This window comes from Treponema vincentii (assembly GCF_010365865.1).
Lineage (GTDB): Bacteria > Spirochaetota > Spirochaetia > Treponematales > Treponemataceae > Treponema.
Map to the genome: position 1 here is coordinate 1,421,535 of NZ_CP048020.1, position 24,870 is coordinate 1,446,404.

Sequence of the window (24,870 nt, forward strand, 5' to 3'; positions counted from 1 at the left end):
TTATAATACTGAATATATATTCAATATTATTTAGTTTTGAAGACATGGATGTTAACACTTGATGATGATAAGGAGTTATTTGAAATGACTGAAAAAGAATTGAAAAAGCCTATGACGGATAAACAAGTTGGAGCGGCGTATGTTTTTACGCTGGCTAAGGCGGAGCGAGGAAAGTTGGCTACGGGTATGGTACTTGCAGCGATCGGCTCGATGTTGTCGTTGGTTCCGTACATTGCGGTGTACCGGATTTTGGAAATGATTATTGCTCGGTCGATGAGTGCGGAAGCGCTTTTACATTGGGCTGTTATGTGTGTTGCAGCAGCGGCGGTACAGGCAGTGTTGATGTCGATTGCGGGAATTTGTTCGCACACGGCGGCATTTAATACGATGCATACGGTAAAGATAAAAGTCTTGCAACATATCTCGTACCTGAATGCAGGCTTCTTTCAAAAAAATGCAGCGGGTAAAATCAAGACAACCCTGTTCGATGACATCGATAGAGTGGAAGCTTTTTTAGCGCACAGCACTTTGGAACTCACGCAGGCGGCGGTTGTTCCCCTTGCGATGTTTGTATTTATGCTGCATCTCCATTGGCTTATGGCATTGGTTATGCTCGTTCCTATGCTGCTCGGTATTGCCGCTCCGATGATGATGATAGCGGCAAGTAATTTTTCGGGATTGGCGAACGATTTTGCAAAGGATATGGAAGCCTTGAATGCATCGGCTACGGAATATATTTCTGCAATGCCGGTGATGAAGATGTACCGCGTAACAGCCGAAAAATTTCAACAGTACAAAACCGCTTTACAGACGTATACTGTTTGCTGGAAAAAGATGTGCAGCGCTTCGTGTAATCCGCTTTCGGCAGCATCGGTTATTTTGGATTCGGCAATCTTATTCACTCTGCCGGCAGGAGGGTTCCTTTATGTAAGAGGCTCACTGTCGGTTTCTTCTTTTTTGATTTTTATTCTTTTGACGGTGTGCTTTTATACATCGTTTTTAAATTCGGTTACGATTGCTATGCAGTCGATGGAACTCGGCGGCGGACTTGCAGCGGTTAAAAAAATTTTGGAAGAGCCGCAGATGAAAAGCGGAACAAAAACGCTTCCGCTAAACGGCCGTTATGATGTCCGGTTTGACGGTGTTTCATTTTCGTATGGAGAAGACGGACGGAATGCTTTAAATGATGTTTCGCTATGTGTAAAGGCGGGAACCGTCAACGCCTTTGTCGGAGCTTCCGGTGCAGGCAAGACCACCGCCGCCCAGCTTATCGGACGATATTGGGATAGCTCTGCGGGCACTATTTCTATCGGCGGTATTCCCGTTACGGAACTGCAAACGGAGAACCTTATGGCGCTTACCTCGTTTGTATTTCAAGATGTGTTTTTATTGGAAGACACGCTGCTCGAAAATATCCGCATGGGAAGTGACGCTTCTTTGGAGGAAGTACGCAAGGCAGCACAGGCAGCTCAAATTGACGATTTTATTATGAGTTTACCCGACGGTTATGAAACGAAAATCGGCACAGAGGGTATAAAGGTTTCAGGCGGAGAGCGGCAACGGATTTCTATTGCGCGTGCGTTAGTTAAAAATGCGCCTATCCTCATTTTTGATGAAGCAACTTCATATTCGGACATTCAAAATGAACATAAGATTCAAGTCGCATTGCAAAATTTGCTCAAAGGAAAAACGGTCATTATGATTGCGCACCGTCTGCACACGATAAAAAATGCGGATACTATTTTTGTCTTTGAAAAAGGCAGCATCGCTGAACAAGGTAGCCATACTGAACTGATGAATAAAAACGGTTTGTATGCACAGATGCAGCGCACGTATATATTCGCTCTCAACCACGGTAGTATAAATGTAAAGGAGGAAAACTGATATGTTAAAACTGATTGCACATATATTAAAAGAAAAACGGAAAGCATTAAGGCTGCCGATTATTTTAATGTCGCTTGATTCCGCGGGCGGTATGCTCTTATACATTATGCTCTATTTTACGGTGGTAGGATTAGTACGTAACACATTGACCGGAGAAATTATCATTACCTATTCGCTGGTTTGTTTGGGAGCGGTGGTGTTCCGTTTAATTATTTACCGCACGGGTTACTACCTCTGCTTTGCTCGCGGGGCGGAAGTATGTGCGCACATGCGGCTTGATTTGGCAAATCACTATCGCGCGTTAAGCCTCGGCTATTTTAACCGGCACAGTTCAGGCGCTCTTTTGGAAACCCTTGTAAAAGATATTACCAATTTTGAACTGATCATTACGCATACGCTTCCCGCACTGGTAAAAACTGCGGTAACGGCGGCGCTGATTTTAATCGGTATGTATTGTATCGATGTTTCCTTGGCGATAGCGCAAACAATAACGCTCCTTGTGCTTGTTCCGTTTTTGCATTGGGGAAACAGCTTGGCGGAACATTTCGGAAATGAAAAGCATCGACTCACCGCTCGTATGATTTCCATTGTGCTGGAATACATTAAAGGAATAAAAGTGTTTAAGGCGTATAATCTAACCGGAGAAAAATTTGACAGAATGCTGCAGTCGTTGGAAACGGTAAGAAAAACCAATATCAAAGCGGAAATAAAACTTTCGCTGCCTGCTGCCGTCTATTTTATAGCAGCTCATTTTTTACTGCCGCTTGCTCTTTTATCTTCGGTATATATTCTGAAGAGCGGATCGGTCAGCCCCGAAAAACTCACCGCTTTTATGTTGATGAGCCTTGCGCTTTCGGGGGTATTAATTTCATTTGAACACGCATACGGTTTACTAAAAGGTTTAAAGCCTGCGGCGGAACATGTGCAAAAAGCGTATACGGCTCAACCCCTACCGTGTTTACAAACCGCTGGAACTGCAAAGGTAAATACCGGCACAACGGTGGAAGAAACAAGGCAGGAACAAAGACAGCCTTTTGACGTTTCCTTTGAGGATGTTTCATTTTCTTATCGAGAACCGTTCCATACGTTTCAAAACCAAAGCGGTGAAGCTAATGCCGAACGGGAAATAGACGGTGCAAAACAAACAGCGGTATTGCATTCTATTTCTTTTGAGGCAAAGCAGGGAACGATAACTGCTCTCATCGGCCCGTCAGGTTCAGGCAAAACCACGATTGCCAATTTGATAGCCCGCTTTTGGGATCCGCAAAAAGGTACGGTTAAAATCGGCGGAAAGGATATAAAAGAAACAGAACCCGATACGCTTTTGCAGTCTGTCAGTGCGGTATTTCAAGACAGCATTTTACTGTCGGACACCATTTACAATAATATTAAAATCGGAAAGCCCGATGCTTCGGAATCGGAGGTTATCGCTGCGGCACAGGCAGCTCAATGTCATGAGTTTATCAGCGAGTTGCCCGACGGATATAACACCCTGCTTGCGGAAGGCGGGGCTGCTCTTTCAGGCGGCGAAAGACAGCGCATTGCTATTGCCCGTGCTCTTTTAAAAAATGCACCCATCGTGCTTTTGGACGAATCGACTGCCTCACTCGATGCCGACAACGAATGGAAAATCAACGCCGCCTTGGATACGCTGATGCAGGGTAAAACCGTCTTTGTCATCGCTCATCGGCTGAACACCATTCGTAATGCAGATCAAATCATCGTATTGAAAAACGGCCGCATCGAAGAAACAGGGACTCATACGGAACTTATGCAAAAGCGCGGCACCTACTTTGAGATGATACAAGAACAACAAAAAGCCGCCGGATGGGAAGTCGCAAAGAATTTGTAATTTGTAATTTGTAATGGAGTTGTTTATGACAGAAAAAGAGCTGAGGAAAAAAGCAGTCGGGAATAATGTGAGTTCAAATATATTGCTTTCTTTAAAGATACTATTTGATTTAATACCGCAGGTACTGCTCGTTTATCTCATAAGTTCATTGATTGCACAAGATATAGCAGCGGCAAAGGTGAAGTATATTTTTCTTGCAATGCTCACTTCCTTTATTCTAAAGGGGGTGTTTTATTATTATGCGACGAAAGTTGCTCACGAAAAAGCATATAAAAAATTGACGGAACTAAGGTTAGATATTATAGGTCATCTGAAAAAACTCAGTTTGGGATTTTTCAAAGAGCATAATACCGGAGAGCTTACCAATATCGTTCAACACGATGTAGAGCAGGTTGAAGTATATCTTGCGCATGGATTACCTGAAATAATGGCTGTTACGCTTCTTCCTGCTATCATCTTCATCGCAATGATTTTTGTAGATTGGCGTCTTGCACTTGGCATGATTGCAGGTGTTCCGCTGATGTATGTGGTAAAGCTTCTTTCGCAGAAAACAATAAATAAAAACTTTGCACTCTACTTCAACCATGAAAGTAAGATGAGAGAAGAACTGATGGAATATGTAAAAAATATTTCCGTGATTAAAGCTTTTGCAAAAGAAGAAGTGATGAGTGAACGGACACTAAAGACGGCAAGAGAATATATTTACTGGGTGAAAAAGAGTATGGGAGCAATTACCATTCCAATGGGACTCATTGATATATTCATGGAAATCGGCGTAGTTATTGTTATGATTTTGGGAAGTATATTTCTTTATCATGGAAACATTACAGCACCTCATTTTATTCTTGCTATTATTTTGTCCTCTGCATTTACAGCCTCTATAAGTAAGACTGCTACTTTGCAACATTTTTCTATTGTGTTTAAGGAGGCCTTAAAAGAAATAGGAAAGATTTTAACCGTTCCGATTCCGAATAAAAAAATGGCACAAGGTTTGGAATGCGGCGATATAGAATTTTCAAATGTGAATTTTGCTTATGGTAAAGGCAGTTTTGAGCTTAAAAATATCAATTTAACTTTTAAGAAAAACAGCTTGAATGCCTTTGTCGGAGCAAGCGGTTGCGGAAAGAGCACCGTAGCCAATTTGCTTATGGGCTTTTGGGATGCAGACAGCGGACACATAACGATAGGTGGAAAAGACATAAAACATTACAGTCAGGAGAATATTGCAGAACTTATCGGAAGTGTGCAGCAGGAGGTTATTCTTTTTGATGTAAGCATTTTTGAAAATATTGCTATCGGTAAAGTCGGAGCAACAAAAGAAGAAGTGATAGAAACCGCAAAGAAAGCACGATGTCACGATTTTATTTCTGCTTTACCGAATGGCTACGATACAAAAGTCGGTGAAATGGGTGTCAAGTTATCAGGCGGAGAAAAACAGAGAATTTCCATTGCGAGGATGATACTGAAAAATGCACCGATTTTGATATTGGATGAAGCAATGGCCGCAGTTGATAGTGAAAATGAAAAATTAATCGGGGAAGCGATTGATGATTTACGTAAGGATAAAACGGTTATTACCATTGCTCATCATCTGAATACGATAAAAGATTCGGATCAAATTATTGTTATGGATAAAGGTCGTGTGCTTGATGCAGGAAAGCACAAAGAGTTAATGCAAAGATGTGATTTCTATCAAGATATGGTTGAAGCACAGAATAAGGTCGACCGATGGAATGTGAAAGACGAGGAACAACGTCTTTCACAGGCGACTACCGTAGCCGACTGCGAGCGTATGGAGAGTGTTGCAGAAAATGTTTAGAGAAATGTTAAAATTACTTACCAAGATCGGCAAAAGAGATTTGATTATATCAAGTATATTCTTTGCTCTCTATGGGTTAAGCTCCATAGCGATGATTGTTATCGTCTTTTCTATCTTGTTTCAAATATTTGCCGGAACGAGTATAAAAAGTCTCTATGCCTATTTTATCGCAATTGCACTGCTTGTTGTATTTAAGGGCATCTGTAACATGATTGCGGATATGAAAAAGCACAACGCAGGATTTGATATTGTTCAGCAGATTAGAGAGCGAATGATTATTAAACTAAAAAAATTCAGCTTAGGATTCTATACTAATGAAAGGCTCGGTGAGATTAACACAATCCTTCATAAGGATGTCGATACTATGTCCCTTGTTGTAGGACATATGTGGTCAAGAATGTTCGGGGACTTTTTAATAGCGGCAGTTGTATGTATCGGTCTTGCAAGTATTGATATAAGGCTTGCACTGATAATGACAGTATCCGTTCCTATTACTCTTGCGTTTTTAATTATGACAATTAAAAGATCACAGAAAATTGAAAATAAGAACAACTCCGCTCTTTTGGATATGGTGAGTTTATTTGTTGAATATGTTAGAGGGATACCGGTATTAAAGAGTTTTTCCAACAACAAAAGTCTGGATAGTGAACTGATAGAAAGAACAAAAAAATTCGGAGAAACAAGCAAGGTTGCTTCAAGATTTAAGGCAAAACAATTATCCGTATTCGGTTTTTTACTTGATATGGGATATTTACTGCTTCTTGTATTTGGAGTGATGTTTGTGATAAACGGCAATTTGAAAGTATTTAATTTTATCATCTTTGCCGTTATTTCAAAGGAATTTTATAAGCCCTTTGCGTCGATGGAACAGCACTATATGTATTATGTTTCGGCAGTAGACAGTTATGAGCGGCTTTCAAGGATTTTATATGCAGAAATAATACCTGATAAAGCGGACGGTATTATTCCGGAACATAATGATATAGCTTTTGAAAATATCGAATTTGCATATCAACAAGATAAGTTCAAAATGGAAAATATAAGTTTTGACATTGCTGAGAACACGATGACCGCGCTTGTAGGAGAATCGGGAAGCGGTAAGACGACGGTTACGAATTTGCTTTTGCGATTTTACGATGTACAAAGCGGAAGTATTACGCTCGGCGGAATTGATATTCGGGATATTCCCTACGATGAGCTTTTGGATCGCATCAGCATTGTTATGCAAAATGTTCAGTTATTTGATAACACCATCGAGGAAAATATCCGAGTAGGAAAAAAAGGAGCAACGAAAGAAGAAATTATCGAAGCTGCAAAAAAAGCAAGGATACATAATTTTATTATGAACTTGCCGAAAGGCTATGAAACGGATATTGGAGAAAACGGAGGTCTCTTATCCGGCGGGCAAAGACAGCGAATTTCCATTGCACGCGCCTTTTTAAAAGACGCTCCGATTTTAATCCTCGACGAGATGACCAGTAATGTCGATCCCGTAAATGAGGCTTTAATACAGGATGGTATTACCGAACTTGCAAAAAACAGAACGGTCATAGTGATCGCTCATCATTTAAGGACTATTCAAAAGGCAGATCAAATTCTTGTGTTTCAAAAAGGAAAATTGCTTGAAAGAGGAAAGCATAGAGAACTTTTGGAAAAAGATGGGTACTATGCTCGGCTGTGGAAAGCACAGTATGAGGTGTAGTTATGATAATGCTTAAGAATATACAAGATTAAATGATTTGTTGGAATGAAACCGTATCTTACGTATCCATCGAAATATCGAACCAATCGGATTCTTCGGAAATAAGCCATTCAAGTCCGCGCCGCCGTTCCATCAAAACATCGGGATTTAAGTCCTTGATTTCCGTTTCCGGGCGGAGCCGCTTTTCCTCCGTTGCCCAATGGTAACGGTAGTGAAGATCGAGCATATCCAGTATTTCTTCTATTCCGCGTAACTTACATTGTGCTTTAAACGCAGTTTTCCCATCGGTATCGCCGACCAGTTTTATCGCTCTCTCCACATCACAGATGGTGTTCGGATACGAAATATCTTCGACCAAGCCCAAAGCCCACACAAGCGACCAATAGGCTTCATAAGTCCAGCAGACATCGATGACATCCTGTTCACTGTATGCCCCGTCAAAAAGCCGTTTTTCTTTTTCCAAAAGGCAGTCCGATACTTCGTAGTTTTTAAGCAAACGTAAAAACAGTTCCTTCGATTCTTCATACCCTTGCTCATTATGAATGTCTTCGGCCAATTGAATTGACAAAAGGCATGCGATGGCTCTGTTGCAGATTTCTTCAAAGCTTTTAAGCTTTGCCTCTTTTGAGGATTCCACCAAGGGCAGTTCTTCCATACAGGCAATGCCCATTCCCTTTATTTTTGCATTCGATTTTTCACGCCGATCTTCAGGTCTTATGTACATAATAGTTCTCCTGTTTTTTGCTTACGTTGCCATTATATCAAAAACTGAACTCATTGATAACTACTGGAAAAACACCTTCAACATGGTATAATGTTAGCTTAGCACATTTGACTTGATAAACAGACCGAAATATGATGCAGTTTTATTCAAATAAATTCTATCACTGAAAAGCGGATAATGTATACGGAATAAAGCGTTAAAAAAAGGAATTGTAAATGATGAGAAGAATAACATTTCAATGCAATAAATATTCACCCGGTGTATTGTATATTGTGGTGTTATTCGGAGTAATAGTTGGGCTTTTGACTTTTTATGCATTTCTTGCGTTCTCCGGTATTGAGAAAGGACCGACCGGAAGATGGACCGGTATATTTCAGAGAACATCCCATGCATGCTGTTTATGTGATATTCGGTTTAATTCCTATTGCTATGTCGCTGCCGGCATGGATTGCTGCAAAATGTTGGAGCAGCAAGGAGGAAGAAGCACAGCTGGAACTATATGAAGATCATGCCGTTTTATATTGGAAAAATAAAGAATTTCTCATCAAAAAGGGAGCGGTAAATATTAAGATTCCCACACCACAACCTTATTGGTATAAAACTTACGTATTAAAAATACCAAGACACAGAGTCGTTTTGGTTGGCTCTATAAAGGAAACAAAAGAAAAGAGAAGAAGGCGACCTTCTTTGGATGTTGCAATGGAGGAGATATCAGCTTACAAAGAGTAAAAAGCCGTATACAGCTTAATTTCGATTATAGTCGAAAATTTAAATAAAATCAATAGAAATTTCGATTATACTCGAAATGGTCTTCTCAAGACATTGAAGGCATCGATAAAACCTCTTAAAAAGGATCAAGAAAAAAGATAAAATAAGGTATGAACGGCAGAATATCGGCTTTATCGGATAAAACAAAAATACGATATGGTAAATTTTTGACGGCAGTCTTTTTTACGTATGCCGCACTTTTTTTATTTCCCTTGAAAATTGTGCCGAAAAATGTGCCCTATTCGTATGCGCTCTATGATAAAACGGATGTCCTGCTCGGCGCATCGGTTGCTTCGGACGGTCAGTGGCGTTTTTCGCCCGGCGAGGTTCCCGATAAATTTGCTCAAGCGGTGATCGTTTTTGAGGATAAACGTTTTTATTATCATCTCGGTGTTGATCCGATTGCCATAGTGCGTGCGGCCGTGTCCAATATACGGGCGGGACGGATTGTTTCGGGAGCCTCGACGCTTACGATGCAAACCATGCGGCTGCTTGCAGGGAATAAGCCGCGTACATTCGGACAAAAGTGTCGGGAATCTTTCCTCGCGGTTATGGCGGAAATCCGGTTGGGAAAGGCGAAAATCTTGTCGCTGTATGCCGCTCATGCGCCGTTCGGGGGAAATGTCATCGGTATTGAGGCTGCTTCTTGGCGGTATTTTAACCGTTCGCCGGCTTCGCTGACATGGGCGGAGGCGGCAACACTTGCCGTACTGCCGAATCAACCTTCGCTGGTGCATCCGGGCGCAAACAGAGCTGTTTTGCTCAAAAAGCGTAATACATTGCTGCAAGAGCTTTATGCGAAGGGGCGTATCGATGCGCAAACCCTTGAACTCTCGCTTGCGGAACCGCTGCCTGAAAAGCCGTACCCGCTGCCTTCCGGCGCCCCCCATTATTTGGAATTGTTAAAGAAGCAATACCCCCATACCGCACGGTTTTACACTGATCTGGATTCCGGTCTGCAAAAAAATCTGCACCGGATTCTGGAACGGCATTCGCGTGAACTTTCCCGAAAAGGGATCGATAATGCTGCAGCGCTGATTATCGAAACCGCTACCGGAAAAGTGCTCGCATACTGCGGTAACACGGGGCTTGATGGCCGGAATGGAACTACATCGGCAGTAGATATTGTGCAGGCGCGGAGAAGTTCCGGCAGCTTGTTAAAGCCGTTCCTTTATGCGGCGATGCTGGACAGCGGCCGGTTATTACCGGATCAACTCGTCATTGACATTCCGACTCGTATCGGCAGCTATAAACCCGATAACAATGTGCCGCTCTATCGCGGGGCCGTTCCCGCTTCCGAAGCGCTTTCACGCTCGTTAAATATTCCCGCCGTTAGAATGCTGCGTGAATATGGGATCAGTCATTTTCTCGACTATCTGAAGCGGTGCGGTTTTACCACCTTTACGCGGTCTGCCGACGAATACGGCTTGCCGCTCATCCTCGGCGGCGGTGAGATTACGCTCTACGAAGCGGTATATGCCTACGCACAGCTTATGAACGCCGCATGCAGCCGGAGCGGGTACTCCGGCGAACATGTCTTTCCCGTATCGGCCGGTGCTGCGTGGTTGACGCTCAAAGCATTGACCGAGGGGGTGCGTCCCGATGATGAAGCGCTCTGGCGTGTTTTTGCCGGTTCCAAAAGAATCGCGTGGAAAACCGGTACCAGCAACGGGAACCGCGACGGATGGGCTATCGGCACTACGGAAGCATATACGGTCGGTGTGTGGTTCGGCAATGCAGAAGGGCAGGGGAGACAAGATCTCCAAAGTATCCGCACGGCAGCGCCGGTATTGTTTGAAATTTTTGCTTCCCTTCCCGCAGCCCATTGGCCTGCTGCGCCATCCGAAAGTTTAAAGGAAGAAACTTTCTGTGCGGATTCAGGATATATTGCCGGACGGTACTGTAGCCGTACCGTAAAGGGCTTTCGTCCCGCTCAAGCACCGCAGGGTACGGTTTGTCCGTATTGCACCGCCGTATCGTTTACACCTGACGGGAGATTTCAGGCTGATATGTCGGACATGACGGGAGTATACGAAGGCCGGTTTCCGCTCATTCAAAACCGCTTTGTGCTGCCGCCGGCAGTAGAGTATTATTATACCCGGTTTGCAGCGACGTATAAAAAACTGCCGCCCTTCGTTGCGGGGCATCAAGGTACTCATCCTTCGCAACTGGCAATCCTTTTCCCCGAGCAAGGAGCGCGTATCGTTATTCCGGTAGAAATCGACGGCAGTGCGGGCGCCATGATTATGCAGGCGGCTGCGCGTGATATCGGTACGGTTATCTATTGGGATATCGACGGCGTATATCTCGGCGGTACGCAGGGAACGCACACAATGACCGTTCGGCCTAAGATCGGTACCCATGTTCTTACCGTAACCGATTCGCTCGGCGCCCGCCGTGTCCGCACCTTTGAAGTCCTCGACGCAGGATAGGAGGGAACCTCTAAAAACTTGAGTTTTTAGAGGTTTTCCTTAGATTTACTTGCGATGTTTTACTTTAAGTCATTACAATATAAAGACTTAAAGTAAAACTCGTCGGGCATCTCTAAAAACTATACCTGAGTTTTTAGAGATGCCCAGGAATAAGTGCAGGCGTCTCTCCTCATCACCCTTTCAGTGCATAAAAAACGGTAAAAATGAGCTCCATTCGCGGAGGCGGATCGCTTCTTCGATATGCGGTGCCGCAATGACTTCTTCCTGCGCGAGGTCGGCAATGGTGCGCGCAATCTTTAAAATTGCGTGGCTGCCTCTTCCCGAAAGCTCTCTTTTTTCGGCATTATGGGTAAAAATACGCTCCGCCTCGCCGGTTAGCGGGCACACTGCTGACAGGGCAGACGGAGTCAGGTGTACGTTTTTGTAAGACAGCTGCGCTGCCGATTGCGCAGCACCGGCGAGGCTGGAGTTTACCGCCTTGTTGTGTACAGGCGTTCCCGCTGCTCCGCCGTTTAATCCTTTATGCAGATATGCGGCGTACCGCTCTCGTTGTATTTTATCCGAAGCAGCGATTTTTTTGCGCATATCGGCGGTATTGTAACACGGCTTTTCCGGCAGCCCGTATGATTGAGGCGGAAACACCGGAATCCGCAAGTCGATGCGGTCAATCAACGGTGCTGTCAGTTTTTTCCAGTATTGTTCAACTACGGCAGGCATACACGTACATACTTTGCCGTCGGCTCCGAGATTTCCGCACGGACATGAGTTGAGCGCCATAAGCAACTGGAAGCGGGCAGGGAAGGTGGTCGCCCTGCCGGCACGGCTCAAAGTGACGGTTCCCGTCTCCAGCGGCGCACGGAGCGTTTGCAGCACTGTTTGTTTAAACTGCACAGCTTCGTCCAAAAAAAGGGTTCCGCCGTGCGCAAGGGAGATTTCCCCGGGCATACATTTTCCGGCGCCGCCGATCATTCCTTCAAGGCTGGCATTCGGATGCGGCATTCTAAACGGTGGGCGTTTAATCCGCACATCATGACCGCGCATACTCGGTAAAAGACCTGCGATGCTGTAAATATGGGTAACTTCTTCCGCCGTTTTCGGGTCTAGGTCGGGAAGGAGGCTGGCAAACCGCTGCATCGAAAGCGTTTTACCACAGCCGGGCGGCCCGTAGGCAAGCACGCTGTGTCCGCCTGCCGCTGCGATGTGCAAAGCTCGTACCAGCTCGCCTTGCCCGTATACCTCCTCGAAAAAGCCGCCCGTACCCGTATTTGCCGCGGCATCCGCTTGACTCGGTTCCGACCATGAAGCCGCTGTGAAAATCGAGTTGCCTGTGTGGTCGATAGCCTCCTGTGCCGGTGTGCCGCCGTTTTTTTCGCCTGTGTTTGTTTCGCAGTCTTTTTCCGCACGTAGCTCCGTTTCAATCGCATAGAGACATTCCAAAGCTTCCCGTAGCGTTTCAACACCGTATATGTGCACCCCCTGCTGGATACGGGCTTCCGCTTCATTTTCTTTCGGTACGATAAAGTACTCAATCCCAGCGGCAGATCCTGAAATTAAAGCTCCCAATACGCCCCGCACCGGCCGTACCCTCCCCGATAGTTCCAGCTCTCCGATTACCATAACCGGCATATCGAGCGCGCAGTCTGCCTGCAATACGGCAAGGGCAATTGGCAAGTCAAACCCGCTGCCTTCTTTTTTCTGATCGGCAGGGCTTAAATTGATCAGTATCCGTTCTTGCGGGAAAGGTAAATCGGAATTACCGATGGCAGCGCGCATCCGTTCCCGCGCCTCCTTCACCGCCGAACCCGGCAGTCCGACAATATCGACAATCGGCAGCCCGCGCCGCAAATCCGCTTCAACCTTGATAATCTCTCCTTCATAGCCGAAGGAGGCAAAACTCATAATAGTCATGTTCAGCTCCTCATCCTGTCACCGCCTCATAAAAAACACGATGGTTGCAGTTTCTTAAAGGATATATAGGGCATGATCAGCAATTCGGCTAAAGATTTGAGGAAAAAAACTGCTGTTTTCATGAAAATGTTAAGGAAAAATGTGCCGTTTTAGCATCGGGGAGATTAAAAACGATGGAAATTAATCTTTAAGACAAGCGAATCCGTATTAATCGAGCGGCTGGGCTGTCTCTTTTTCTTTGATAAGGATAGTGCCGGTGGCGCCTTCGTTAAAGGCAAATTCTTTTGCAGCGGTATTTGCTGCAAAGCTTTTACCTTCGATGGTAATTTCATCTTTTTGAGTGATTGTTACCGTTTCATCCGCAGGCGCCGATAAGAAGTTTTCTTTTTTTTTCCAAATGAGGGCGGGGCTTCGGATAGAAAAATCATCTTCAATCAACTGAAAGGATACCGTGTCGCCAAGCGAGTATTCTTCCGCTTTTTCATCGATGTATAAAATACCGGTTTGTCCCTTCATAGACTCTTTTTGTGTTTTTTTATCGTACTGTATAAAACTGATGTGCTTGCCCGCCCAAATTTTTTCTTCATCGTACATTTCGAGCTCTTGTGCATACACACTTAAATCGACGAGTGTATCCTCGTATCGCTTTAATGTGACGTTTGTAAATATCATATCAGGTTGAGGCACCGTTTGTTCCGGCAGTTCCTGATAATTAAACGAGCACGCCGTGCAGATAAAGATAATAAGGACAGGCCACAGCTTCATCTATTCCGCATCACTTCCGGTTGCTTCGATGACGGTTTCGGTAATGATCCCTTCCGCTTCCGGTTTACGGGAATAGCTGACGGAAAGATTCTTACCGCGGTACGGAAAATCATTGAGTTTTTCAATAATTTTATCTGCATCTTCATTCATTACCTGCACGAATGAGTAATTGTCGAGAATGCGGATATCGCCGATTCGTTCGCGGCTTATGTCTGCATTTTGGATAAGCAGCGTAATAATATCACGGGGAAATACACGGCGGCTTCTGCCGACACTCATAAAGATGCTCACCGATTCGGACGGTTCAAGCATCGGGCGTTCTACCGGCGGACGATCGGAAAAATAACCTCGTGAACGATCTCCGAAACGGGGATTCGGACGCCGACTATACGGTTTTGAGCGGGGGAAGGCAGAGCCTTCAAATTCTTTGATTAAATAAGCAGCAATATAAGAACGCAGCGTAAAGGGTACATTCTTTCTGAAAATCTTACGATAGGCGTTAAGGACATCCGGATCTTCTTCCGTTTTAACTGTTTCTACTGCTTCTTTAAGAAATGCGGTGATTTGTTCTTCATTTAATGCGGGGGTATGTTTTACCACAATATTCTCCTCTTCAACTCAGCTCCGCCTCATCGGAGCATAACATAACTGAAAATCATTCATCGTGCGCCGGATTAACCGACACTGTAATGCGACAATACTGCCATAGATAGATAATTTACTCAAGGGCAGGTTTAATTTTTCCTGACGATGTTCAAAATATCTTCTTGCGTTAAGGCTGTAACTATAATGTAGTTAGCATCTATAAATCGATATTTGCCTTTCGGCAGCCGTGCTATAAAATCGGAATATTCTACCTCTCCTGCCTGCTGATAAGAGTCTTTATCATCGGGATCGCCGTTTATAATCATTAAGGCTGCTTTCCAAGCGTTTACATCTTCATTTTTTACTATGTTTATATTCTTGTATTCCACGCTTGGTTTATAGGGCAAAATGGTTTCTACGTCTTGGGTGAGGGCATACATTCCAATAATTTGTTTAGTGTTCTTATCCTCAAAAAACATCTGATTTGCTGAAAAAGCGTCTAAATACTGAATCTCTTTATAGAATGTGCTAAATGCCGCTATCGGATTTTCAGCATTTAGAAATCCTTCTATAATTTTTTTGTTCAGCGCAACTTCACGGAAAATGCCCAAACTGATGTATTCTTCTGAATCTTTATCAAAACAAGATTTTATTCCGAATAAGATATCATCGGTATAATTGAATTGTTCAATGTTCTCAGCTGTGAAATATTCATCTCTTTCACTTACAATATCACTGCCTAATTTCTTTGCCAGATCTTTGATATATTTTAAAGCAACTTCCCAGTCTTCTTGTGTGCTTGGGGTGAAAATTCTCACGGCATATTCATTGAGATCCTTTTCAAAAGAAAGTTCAAAACCGCGGGAACTCCGTTCATATACTCCACAGAGCAAACATTCATAATCTGCAATTGATGAGTTATAGAATTCCTTTGCATCAAAATCATCTTCTGTCTCATCAAAGGTAAATTGCTCTATTTTTTGTGAAGAAAGCGCTAAGCATTGTTCCACTGTCATAGGAGCCTTACTTCCCAAAATACTTTTTTTGTTTTTAATATAAAACGATATGCTCATTCGTTTCTCCATGTACTTTAGGTGGTATGTTAGATGGGAATGTCTCAAAACTCAAAAGTCGGTTGCTTTTTCGCCATCCTTGCCTTATTGGATATTGATATAAAAACCGGTGATATACCGTATCCGTGCATCCGCTTCCGCCCAATACTTACTTTGCGGAAAACCATCTGTAAGCGTTTTATATGCGTCGAGGGCAAGTCTGATATTGCGCATGGAACCGTTTAATTCATACGCGCGTCCTTTCAACAACCACCCTTCATCCAATTTCTCTTCCGCAGTGGTAAAGAAATTGTTCAGATATGTTAAGGCCTTGCCTGCATCCGCAGCTGCGATTGCCGTACGTGCCTTTTCGAGCAATTGATCGGGGCTGAGTACTTCTTCGCTTGCTGCTGTGGGGCTTTGTCCGGTTGAATCGCCGGTATTTCCGGCAGCTGAGGATGCGGCTTCCGCCGTTCCGGCGGTCATAGCCTGTTCCGAAGTTTTGCTTTGCGAACCGGTACTCGCTGTTTGCGGAGCTTCGGAGGCTGCTTGTACCGTGTGTGTTGTCGTGCCGGTTCCGGTGTTTGCGGTCGAATTGCTTGACGACTGAGAAGCGGCTGCTTGCGTATTTTTGTTAGCTTGCGCTTCTGTCGTATCGGAATCCGCTTCGGTTTGATAGTCCGGCGCTTTTACCATTGCTTTCGCTGCGGTTGAGCGGGCGGCGCTCACCGATACAGCTACCGCATCGGTGACAAACTCATTGGTAAATACGTCGAAATAGGAGAAATGGAGTATATAATCCCCTTTTTTCTCCGCTGTAAACATAAAAATCGAATTTTCATCCTGTAGTTTCCGCTGCTCATACTTTAATCCCGGTTGGGAAGTTTGTTCGCCGACATAGACCCATCCGTGCCCCGGATAGGTGAGCTCTAATCGCTGTTTTTCTTCGACTGCAACCATGCGCGAAACCTTGGGCTTTTGTTCGGTTTCCGGTTCTTTGGAAAGCGCAACGGTAAATATTTGCGGAGAAAAAAGGTCGCGCATTTCTTCCTGGAAGGTCGGTGGAGGTTCGTAGCCGTGGCTGCCGCCCTGTTTTTCAAAATCACTGATAAGATCCGCAAGCGTTGTTTCGTACGCCGGTACGTTCTGCTCTACAGAAGGGACGGGCGTGTCTGCGGCTGCAAGCGGTACCGGTTCGCCCGTAGACGGAGCTGTCGGAACCTGCTCGACGGCTGTATCTGCCGTTGTTGTGGGCTGTGGCGTGTTCTCGGTGGCTTTAGCGATATCTGCTGCTGTCGTTGTCGTGTTCTCGGCGGTTACGGTATCGGAATTGGAAGCGGCCGATTTCAGCTCACCGGCAGTTTCGGCAGGTACAGACTCACCGGCTGCTGCAGTAGGCTCTGCCTCACCGGCGGTTTTTGTAGGGACAGATGTATCGGCGGCAGCAAGGGCAGGGGAGGCGGCCGCAGTCGAATCCTGCACGGTCGTCTTGCCACTATTTTCTTCGTTCTGTACAACTGCCTCGCTACTGTTCTGTTTGGAATGCTGTGCAGCTGCTGTTACCGTTGGTTCGCTCTGTGCTTTCGCGGCGGTTTTATCTGCGGCAGTGTTCTTTTGACCGGCCGTTTTACCTGCGGTAGCTGCCGGAGTATGTTGCTTTTGAGATACGGCTGCGCCGCTGGTTGCCATACCTTTGTTGGCTCCTACTGCTTCCGATGCAGGCGTTCTTTTTTGCCGTTGGGATACGGTCGCGCCGGATACGGTATCGATTGTCGCACCCGATACCGCATCGGGCTGCATTGCCGGTTTTGTCGGCTGCGGAGACATTGTATTGTCGGTGTGAGAATCCGCTTCTACAGCGGGTTGTTCCTGCCGCGAAGGGGTATCCTGCGGCTTTTCCGCAGCGGTCTTTGTCGTACAGGCGGTAACCGGCACGAGGAGTAATACGAGAAGGATAAGGCAGGGCGGATAGATCGATTTTTTCACGGAACACTCTCCCATAATTTGTTCATTTGCCGCTCATTTATATCGTGCAGTTTTTGCATCTGCTCCGCATCGGGAATCGTATACCAATACTGCAAATCCGAATCAGTCCAGATTTTCTTTTGTTTGCGCGAATATTGTACCGGCGGAAGTTCAAGCGGCTCGTCGGGAAGCATAAAAATCACCGGATCGATTGAAATCATTACTTCATCAGGATCGACACTCGGCTTTTTTGTTCCGCTTAGTAAAATAATCACGGAAATAATCAACATGATAATCAGTAAACCGAGTGCAGAAGCTAGAACGATGAGCTTATGCGTCCGAATCGTTTCTATGATGTTCATCCGGCTGTTCCTCCTGAATTGTATGTCGTCGTTTCGGCGGCCGCGACGGAATGTAGATACCTTCTTCAGGTTCTACATCCTCTTCTATAAAAGTATCGGCATCTTCTTCCGCTTTCTCCTGCTTTAATAACTCAATATCATTATCCAATTTGATTGCAATGAGTTTGGAGACGCCTGATTCCTCCATCGTAACACCGAGCATGGTGTTTGCGCCGAGTACCGTTTTTTTGTTATGGGTGATGACGATATATTGGCTGACATTCGCAAAGCCGGACAGGGCAGTAACGAAGCGGCTGACGTTCTGCTCGTCAAGCGCAGCATCTATCTCGTCCAAGAGACAGAACGGGGATGGTTTAACCATGTATGTTGCAAAAAGGAGCGCCACCGCCGTCATGGATTTTTCTCCGCCCGATAATAGACCGATATTCTCCAGCTTTTTCCCCGGAGGCTGCGCGAAAATCTCGATGCCCGATTCCAATACCTGCTTGGGATCGGTTAGCTTAATTTCCGCCCTGCCGCCGCCGAAGAGCCGCCTAAACATATTGTGAAAGTTCTTTTTGATCTTATTATAGGTTACAAGAAACAGCTCCGTAGACTCCGCCTTTATTTCATCCGTAATCCGCTGCAAATCCGAACGGGCTTTATCAAGGTCGTTGATTTGTCCGGTCAAAAAATCAAATCGGGTCTTTACTTCTTGGAATTCCTCCGGAGCCATCAGGTTGACACTGCCGAGGTCTTTCAGCTGTTTGCGCAACTCGGCAAGTTCCGTCCGTAAATCCATCGGGGAAGCGGTGATTTTATACATCCGCTCTTCAAATTCCATCAATTCACGCGAATGGGTTTCTCTAAAGTTGTCTTTGACGTTTTTGATTTCGATTTCAAGAGTTGCCGTATCGACATAATACTTTTCGATGAGTGAATTATGCTTGGCAAGTTCCGCATTGAGCGTTTTCAGCGTCCCTTCGTTGCTCGAAAGCTCGTTGTTGCGGGAGGTGATTTCTTTTTCCAGCTGCTCGAGCGCTTCGGTCAACTGCCGCCCCTTGCGGTCAATCGACGCAATTTCTCCTTCAATTTCGAGGAGCTGTTCTTTTACCTCGTCAAAGCGTTTTTGCTCCGTATACAGCTCGTTTTCAAGATCGCGGAGCGCGTTTTGCTGTACCGTCAATTCTTTCCGCAAAAACGCCGCTTGCTGCTCGGCAGCGTCTGATTCAGCCTTCATCTTGGTTTTATGGATACGGAGATCTTCCAACGTTTTCCGGTACTCGTTTATTTTTACTGCGAGCTGCTCGTTTTCGGTATGTAGACTTGCTATCTTTTTTCGTTTTTCTTCTATTGTATTTCGATTTGCTTCGATTGCCGCATCAATACTGCGCTTTTGAGTGATAATACCTTCCGGTGCTAAAAAATCGTCGATAAAACTTGCAGAAGATTTTTTGTACTCCTGCAAATATGTTTCCAGCGATTCGGTTAAGCCGAGCAGCTCGGTAAACGACTGTACGGCATTGTCGGCAAACAGCGCAGTCTCTTTTTCAGTATGATCGCTGAGTGCGGCAAAGTCCGAAAAGATATTCTTGCGGCCGTTTAACAGCACCTTGATTTGACTGATGCAGTCAAAAACCTGTTGTTCCAGCTTGCCGCGTCCCTGCGCCGAATAACCTGCTGCGGAAAGGTTCTTATCCAGTTCCGTAACGATGTCTTCGGTGATGGCGCGGAGCTCGGTTTCCATACCGGCGCGTTTTTTATCGAGGTCTTCAATCTGTTCCTGCAGCGTCATACGGGCGGTGTCGTTATCGGTAATTTTTTGCGACGCAAGCCGGAGACTTTCTTCAAAGTCATCGATATTTTTTTGAATATCCTGCACTTTCTTTTTAAAGTCGTGCACCTTCGCATCCTGCTCTCCGGCGTCCTCTTCAAGGTTTTCGATACGCTCTTCAAGCCCCGTCTTGCGCAGCTCCAGCTGACCGAGTTTGGTTTTAAGCTCGGTTTGCCGCTCTGCCTGTAAACGCGCCTGATTTTCCTTTCCGCGCTTTTCGATGGCAAGTCCGTAAATCTCTTTTTGATGTTCGTCGAGCTTTTTTTCCAAGCTGTTGACTTCGTCCATGTTCTCGGAAAGCATTGTATGGATGGAATCGATTTTGGTCTGTACATCATCGCGCTTAGCTTTGGCTTCTTTTATGCTTTCCTCGCGTTGTGCGTAGTCGTCGGTGAATTTTTTAAGGCGCAACAGCTGGATATCGAGGTCGTGTTCAAAGATGGCATCCCGCAGCGACCGGTGCTTGACGGTTTTTTCCGCCTGTACTTTCAGAACATCGTAGGAGCGGCGTACCTCTCCCAATACGCCTTCCACTTGACGCATATTTTCTTCGGTCTTTTGCAGTTTTCGCTCCGCTTCGGCACGGCGTACTTTAAATCGCGTAATACCGGCGGCTTCTTCAAACAAATAGCGGCGGTCTTCCGGCTTGCTGGAAAGAATTTGGTCGATCTTTCCCTGCTCCATGACTGAATACGCCGCCTTTCCGACACCCGTATCCCAAAAAAGCTCCCGCAGCTCTTTGAGCCGCACCGGCGTATTATTGATAAAATATTCGCTTTCTCCCGACCGGTAGAGCCTGCGCTTTATGGCAATTTCACTTACTTCAAGATTTAACAATCCGTTTTCGTTGCTGATAGTCAGCGTAACTTCCGCCACATTGAGCGCCTTCCGCGACTCGGTGCCGTTAAAGATAACGTCTTCCATCTTCTCCGCACGGAGCGTTTTTGACGCCTGCTCACCCAACACCCACTTCATCGCATCGACGACATTGCTTTTACCGCAGCCGTTCGGGCCGAGCAAGGCGGTAATACCTTCCGCAAATTCTATCCGCGTCCTATCCGCAAACGATTTAAATCCGAATATTTCAAGACTTTTAAGAAACACCCTGTCTATTAACTCCTCAAGAACTTGCCGTTTCCCATTCATTCAAGATAATCGGCAATCTTTTGTATTTTATACTTTTTTGAGGATATTGTGAACATCCGGCCGAAGGAAATTTTATGCTGTTATGGAAAATAGATCTAAAGGGCATCTCTAAAAACCTCAGTTTTTAGAGATGCCCTAAACTCTTACTAAGCAGGTCAAAAAGAAGTATAGTGAATATGGACGTTTATTTTCAGCCGCTGAAATAGCGCGGCTGAAAAACACTGCGAGTTTGCCATTCGGCAAACATCGTAGATTATATGTGCGCTATCGCGCACTAATTGAACAACTTCCAAAATTGACACTTTGTTCAGTTGTTCAATTTTAAGGGAGGATAGAAAGCAGCAGATGCGGAAAAAAGTACTCGGAGGGATAGGTTTTGTGTGTCTGATTTTGATGCTCTTTTTATTTGCATTCGGACGATCTTTTCCTTCGTATATACGAATAGATACACCTACATATCCGAATAGTTTCGTTTTGAACCTTGACGATAATTTATTTTACCGGCAAACACTGAATAATTGCAGCCCTTATTCGGTGATGGCTGTAATTAACGTTTTAAAAAGCGAAGTAATCTCTCCTGAACTGCTTGCAAAGGAAATGAGATGGCGAATGCATAAAAATTTAACATTCCCTATAGGATTAATAGAACTCCTACATAGATACGGTATAGGGGCAACAGAGTATATTTTAAACGGTAAAACAAGTGATACAAAGATTCATTGGATAAAAGAAACGATTGCAAAAGGTTCTCCCATAATTATGCTCATAAAAATCAATCATGTTCAACATTATGTGACAGTCTTAGGGTATGATGAGCATGGTTTTATGTTGTATGATTCACTGCAAAAGAAAAATATTGAAAATGGACGAAAAACTTTTATTGATGAAGGCTGTCTTGTTGGTAATAGATATTATTCGCATGAAGAATTAATCGATTTATGGAATAATGGCGGATATAAAATATTTTTCAAGAACTGGGCTATAGTTTGTAATCGGTATTAAATCGCTTTTTATAACGCTTACAGTGAAGATAATAATAAGTAAAAGCAAGCAAGAAAATCAACATACAGAGGCAGAACACACGATATAAAAACAATTTTCCCAAGAACTAATTGTAAGTACGGGGAGTACCCGATTTACAGTCCTCCGAGGAAGATGCCGGCAATAACTAAAATCAGGCATACGGGCACAAAGACATATTGCATATAGGGGGCGTACCACTTACCGACCTTATGCTTGGCATGAAGGTTGATATCCTCAAGTGTTCGCTGTGCCCCATATACCCAAAAGATAACAAAGGCCGCCGTAACTGCTGCGAGCGGAAAAATGATGATGGCAATGGTGTCGGTAAAGGTGCCGAATACCCTCATGTCAAAGTTGAGGGGTACGGCGATACCGGCTGCTAACACGGTGATAATAATCGCAGCCTTTTTTCTGCCGATTCTGAATTTTGACATCAGCGACTCAACCGGGACTTCAAGCATAACAATTGAAGAGGTGAGGGCGGCAAACAGTGCGCAGAGGAAGAAGAGGATGCCGAAGATATAGCCTGCCGGCATGTGTGCGATAATGTTAGGTACGGCAATAAAGAGGAGCGCGGCTCCCGCCTGCGGATTGATTCCAAGCGAATATGCGACCGGAACGGTAAACAGGGCGCACATTATCGAAGCAAGAAAATCCAAGCCTGCCGTTTGGCGGGCGGTACGAGGAACATCGGAACCCTCCGGCATATAGCTTCCGTATACAAGCATTGCAGCTCCGCCGAGACTGAGGGTAAAGAATGCCATGCCCAGCGCATATATCCAGATTCTGAAATGACCGAATACTTCCCACTTAGGTCTCAGCATTATGGCAACTCCGCGTAACGCTCCCGGCAGGGTGAGTGCACGGATAACCATCACGGTAACAACGATGTAAAAAGTTGCCATCATCACGGTGGTAAAGCGTTCGATGCCTTTTTGAATGCCGAGACTGACGATCAGCGCCGTTGCAACAAGGGCTGCGAGCGTCCACGGAATATTGGCGGGCGTTCCTGCAAAGGATTCGAAAAAAGCAGGATGCAGCACTGGAAATGTATTGGTAATCGCCAATACAAGATAACGCAGTATCCATCCGATGATAACGGTGTAGAACGATAAAATGCCGATAAGGGCTACGACCGGAAACCAGCCGATACCGCGGAGTAGGGGATTCACGGTTTTTTGCGCAATAACCGATTCAAAGGCAAGTACCGGCCCCTTACGCATCTTGCGTCCGAATGCATATTCTCCCATCAACCCAAAGGCGGAAAAGCCGAATAAAAAAATGAGGTACGGAATAAGAAACGTGATGCCGCCGAACTCCGCTAAGCGGGCGGGAAACATCCAAATATTTGCTAAGCCCATTGCCGAGCCTACGCAGGCAAGGAGCATTCCAATGTTTGTTTTAAAAAGTTCTCGTTTTTGTTTCATCCGTAACCTCAATCGGGTAAACACATCAGGCAGAGTCAAATAAATTCTACATAATAATATAGGCAATGAGACCATTTGAGCCGCGAAGTGGTTCAAATTTGGTTGAACAGCCTATATTATTATGCGGGGATAGTCAAAAGCAGCCCGATGCGTTTACCTTGCTTCTTTAAAAGCGGCGCCTACCGCATTCATATCCTCGATAAACCGAGGGTAGGATATTCTTACACAATCAAAATCTTCTATACAAGAGGTTTCGGAAAATTTTTCGGTATTTTCTCTCGTTGTATCCGATTGTTGTTCGCTGTGATAACGTGCGGCAATTCCACAGGCTGCGACGGCGAGCATCATCGCGATGCGGTGATCACCACGGCTCCGTACCCGTGCGGGATGGAGTTTCTGTCTGCCGCTGCCGTTTGCAGTGCTGCTATTTCCACCACTGCCGTCGATGCCGCCGATGCGGAGAAAATCTTCCCCTTGGGTGATATCCGCTCCTAATTTTGCGAGTTCTTCCACCGAGGCAGCAAGCCGGTCGCATTCTTTAAAGCGGCACACACCGGCGTTGAGCAGCCGTGTTTCTCCCGTACAAAACACGGCGGCAGCGGCGAGGATGGGAACCGCATCGGGGATATCCGCACAGTCGAAGCGTCCGCCTTTTAGTGTGCCGGATATGGGAAATACCGAAACCGTGCGGCGCTCCGTATCGCAGCGGATGTCCGCTCCCATTGCTTTGAGGATCGAAAGCGCCTGTGAATCTCCCTGCGTGTCTGCGGGGTCGAGGTTGGTCAACGTAAGCGCCGCATTGCAGATGACGGCTGCTGTCAGAGGAAAGAGGGCGGACGACCAATCGCCTGGTATCGTTTGCGTAAAGGCACGATAGCGCTGTCCGCCTGCAACCTCAAAATAGCAATCGCCGCGGTTTAGTACCTCGATACCGGCAACACGCAGCCAAGCACAGGTCATCCTGAGATACGGCCGTTCCCCGGCCTTGTTAAAGGTAATGCGGCTCATCCCGTTTAAAAGCGGTGCTGCAAGGAGGAGCCCCGTTACGGGTTGGGAAAAGGGGCCGTCGAGTTGATATGCTCCGGCCGGCAGCGGGCCGCAAAAACGAAGCGGCGGGACTTCCATGCTGCCTGTACCGTTTTTAATACTTGCCGCCGAGTACGGGATACCCGCCTGCCGGTATACCGAAAGGAGCGGTTCTACGGGGCGGCTCCGAAGGGATTCATCTCCAGTGAGACACACCGGGATATCAGTGGCGGCAAGGATCATGCCTAAAAAGTAGAGGAGGGAACCAGAATTGCCGAGGTCGAGGACGAGTTCTGTTGGTTTGTCACTTTGCTCGCTGTGTCCGATGTTTGTGCCAGCTGCATCGCGCTCTGCGGAGGCGAGGAGACCGCCGGATGGCGGCGTAACTTTGAGTACAAGCGGATTATTCGATACTTCCGTAATGGTAACGCCAAGCTGACGCAGTACCTGCACGGCGCTTTCCATGTCTCCGCTGATAAGGGGTGCGGTAATAAACGAAGTATCGTCCGCTAAAGAGGCGCAGATGAGGGCGCGGATCGTATGGCTTTTGGAAGAAGGCGCCGTCATCGTTCCACAAAAAGACGGCGTACTTACTCTGAGATTCATTATGGTATAGT

Annotated in this window: 17 protein-coding genes; 7 read left to right on the forward strand and 10 right to left on the reverse strand. The window is 45.6% G+C overall.

Annotated elements, in window-relative coordinates:
* The first annotated feature begins 48 nt into the window (after nt 1–48).
* From GWP43_RS06745 to GWP43_RS06760, 4 genes are read left to right on the forward strand one after another with little or no spacing between them, the layout of a single operon-like run.
* A complete protein-coding gene (locus GWP43_RS06745) occupies nt 49–1,884 on the forward strand; it encodes an ABC transporter ATP-binding protein (RefSeq protein WP_230978127.1) in 1,836 nt (611 codons plus the stop codon).
* 1 nt (nt 1,885) lies between these two features.
* On the forward strand, nt 1,886–3,736 hold the full coding sequence (locus GWP43_RS06750; protein WP_162663523.1) for an ABC transporter ATP-binding protein: 1,851 nt from the start codon (nt 1,886–1,888) through the stop codon (nt 3,734–3,736).
* Between the two features lie 25 nt (nt 3,737–3,761).
* A complete protein-coding gene (locus GWP43_RS06755) occupies nt 3,762–5,555 on the forward strand; it encodes an ABC transporter ATP-binding protein (RefSeq protein ID WP_162663524.1) in 1,794 nt (597 codons plus the stop codon).
* Complete coding sequence (locus GWP43_RS06760; protein WP_162663525.1) at nt 5,548–7,257, forward strand: ABC transporter ATP-binding protein; 1,710 nt, start codon at nt 5,548–5,550, stop codon at nt 7,255–7,257. The genes GWP43_RS06755 and GWP43_RS06760 overlap by 8 nt, the downstream gene beginning before the upstream one ends.
* Before the next feature lie 58 nt (nt 7,258–7,315).
* Here GWP43_RS06760 and GWP43_RS06765 read toward each other — a convergent pair whose 3' ends face one another.
* Nucleotides 7,316–7,981: a DUF4272 domain-containing protein gene (locus GWP43_RS06765; protein ID WP_162663526.1), complete on the reverse strand. Its 666-nt coding sequence runs from the start codon at nt 7,979–7,981 to the stop codon at nt 7,316–7,318.
* A gap of 387 nt (nt 7,982–8,368) precedes the next feature.
* Here GWP43_RS06765 and GWP43_RS06770 point away from each other — a divergent pair, with 387 nt between their 5' ends.
* Nucleotides 8,369–8,710 (forward strand): hypothetical protein, encoded by a 342-nt coding sequence (locus GWP43_RS06770; protein WP_230978128.1) that lies wholly within the window; start codon nt 8,369–8,371, stop codon nt 8,708–8,710.
* Between the two features lie 149 nt (nt 8,711–8,859).
* Complete coding sequence (gene pbpC, locus GWP43_RS06775) at nt 8,860–11,181, forward strand: penicillin-binding protein 1C (protein ID WP_162663527.1); 2,322 nt, start codon at nt 8,860–8,862, stop codon at nt 11,179–11,181.
* A 180-nt stretch (nt 11,182–11,361) separates the two neighbouring features.
* Here the strand turns inward: pbpC and GWP43_RS06780 are convergent, their stop codons facing one another.
* From GWP43_RS06780 to GWP43_RS06810, 7 genes are all read right to left on the reverse strand, one after another.
* On the reverse strand, nt 11,362–13,089 hold the full coding sequence (locus GWP43_RS06780; protein ID WP_162663528.1) for a YifB family Mg chelatase-like AAA ATPase: 1,728 nt from the start codon (nt 13,087–13,089) through the stop codon (nt 11,362–11,364).
* 207 nt (nt 13,090–13,296) lie between these two features.
* Complete coding sequence (gene lptC / locus GWP43_RS06785) at nt 13,297–13,854, reverse strand: LPS export ABC transporter periplasmic protein LptC (protein ID WP_162663529.1); 558 nt, start codon at nt 13,852–13,854, stop codon at nt 13,297–13,299.
* Complete coding sequence (locus GWP43_RS06790; RefSeq protein ID WP_162663530.1) at nt 13,855–14,454, reverse strand: DbpA RNA binding domain-containing protein; 600 nt, start codon at nt 14,452–14,454, stop codon at nt 13,855–13,857.
* A gap of 134 nt (nt 14,455–14,588) precedes the next feature.
* Nucleotides 14,589–15,512: a DUF4299 family protein gene (locus tag GWP43_RS06795; RefSeq protein ID WP_162663531.1), complete on the reverse strand. Its 924-nt coding sequence runs from the start codon at nt 15,510–15,512 to the stop codon at nt 14,589–14,591.
* Nucleotides 15,513–15,596: 84 nt separating this feature from the next.
* A complete protein-coding gene (locus GWP43_RS06800; protein WP_162663532.1) occupies nt 15,597–17,477 on the reverse strand; it encodes an outer membrane protein assembly factor BamD in 1,881 nt (626 codons plus the stop codon).
* Nucleotides 17,474–17,818 (reverse strand): hypothetical protein, encoded by a 345-nt coding sequence (locus tag GWP43_RS06805; protein ID WP_162663533.1) that lies wholly within the window; start codon nt 17,816–17,818, stop codon nt 17,474–17,476. The genes GWP43_RS06800 and GWP43_RS06805 overlap by 4 nt, the downstream gene beginning before the upstream one ends.
* Nucleotides 17,787–20,735 carry a chromosome segregation SMC family protein gene (locus GWP43_RS06810; protein ID WP_162664786.1) on the reverse strand — a complete coding sequence of 983 codons (2,949 nt, stop codon included), beginning with the start codon at nt 20,733–20,735 and terminating at the stop codon, nt 17,787–17,789. The genes GWP43_RS06805 and GWP43_RS06810 overlap by 32 nt, the downstream gene beginning before the upstream one ends.
* 387 nt (nt 20,736–21,122) lie before the next feature.
* Here GWP43_RS06810 and GWP43_RS06815 point away from each other — a divergent pair, with 387 nt between their 5' ends.
* Entirely contained in the window at nt 21,123–21,779 is a 657-nt protein-coding gene (locus GWP43_RS06815; RefSeq protein WP_162663534.1) for a C39 family peptidase, read from the forward strand.
* A gap of 134 nt (nt 21,780–21,913) precedes the next feature.
* Here GWP43_RS06815 and GWP43_RS06820 read toward each other — a convergent pair whose 3' ends face one another.
* Together GWP43_RS06820 and aroA are read right to left on the reverse strand one after the other, a co-directional pair.
* Nucleotides 21,914–23,227: a sodium-dependent transporter gene (locus GWP43_RS06820; RefSeq protein WP_162663535.1), complete on the reverse strand. Its 1,314-nt coding sequence runs from the start codon at nt 23,225–23,227 to the stop codon at nt 21,914–21,916.
* Nucleotides 23,228–23,380: 153 nt separating this feature from the next.
* Nucleotides 23,381–24,859: a 3-phosphoshikimate 1-carboxyvinyltransferase gene (aroA, locus tag GWP43_RS06825; protein WP_162663536.1), complete on the reverse strand. Its 1,479-nt coding sequence runs from the start codon at nt 24,857–24,859 to the stop codon at nt 23,381–23,383.
* Nucleotides 24,860–24,870: the final 11 nt, after the last annotated feature.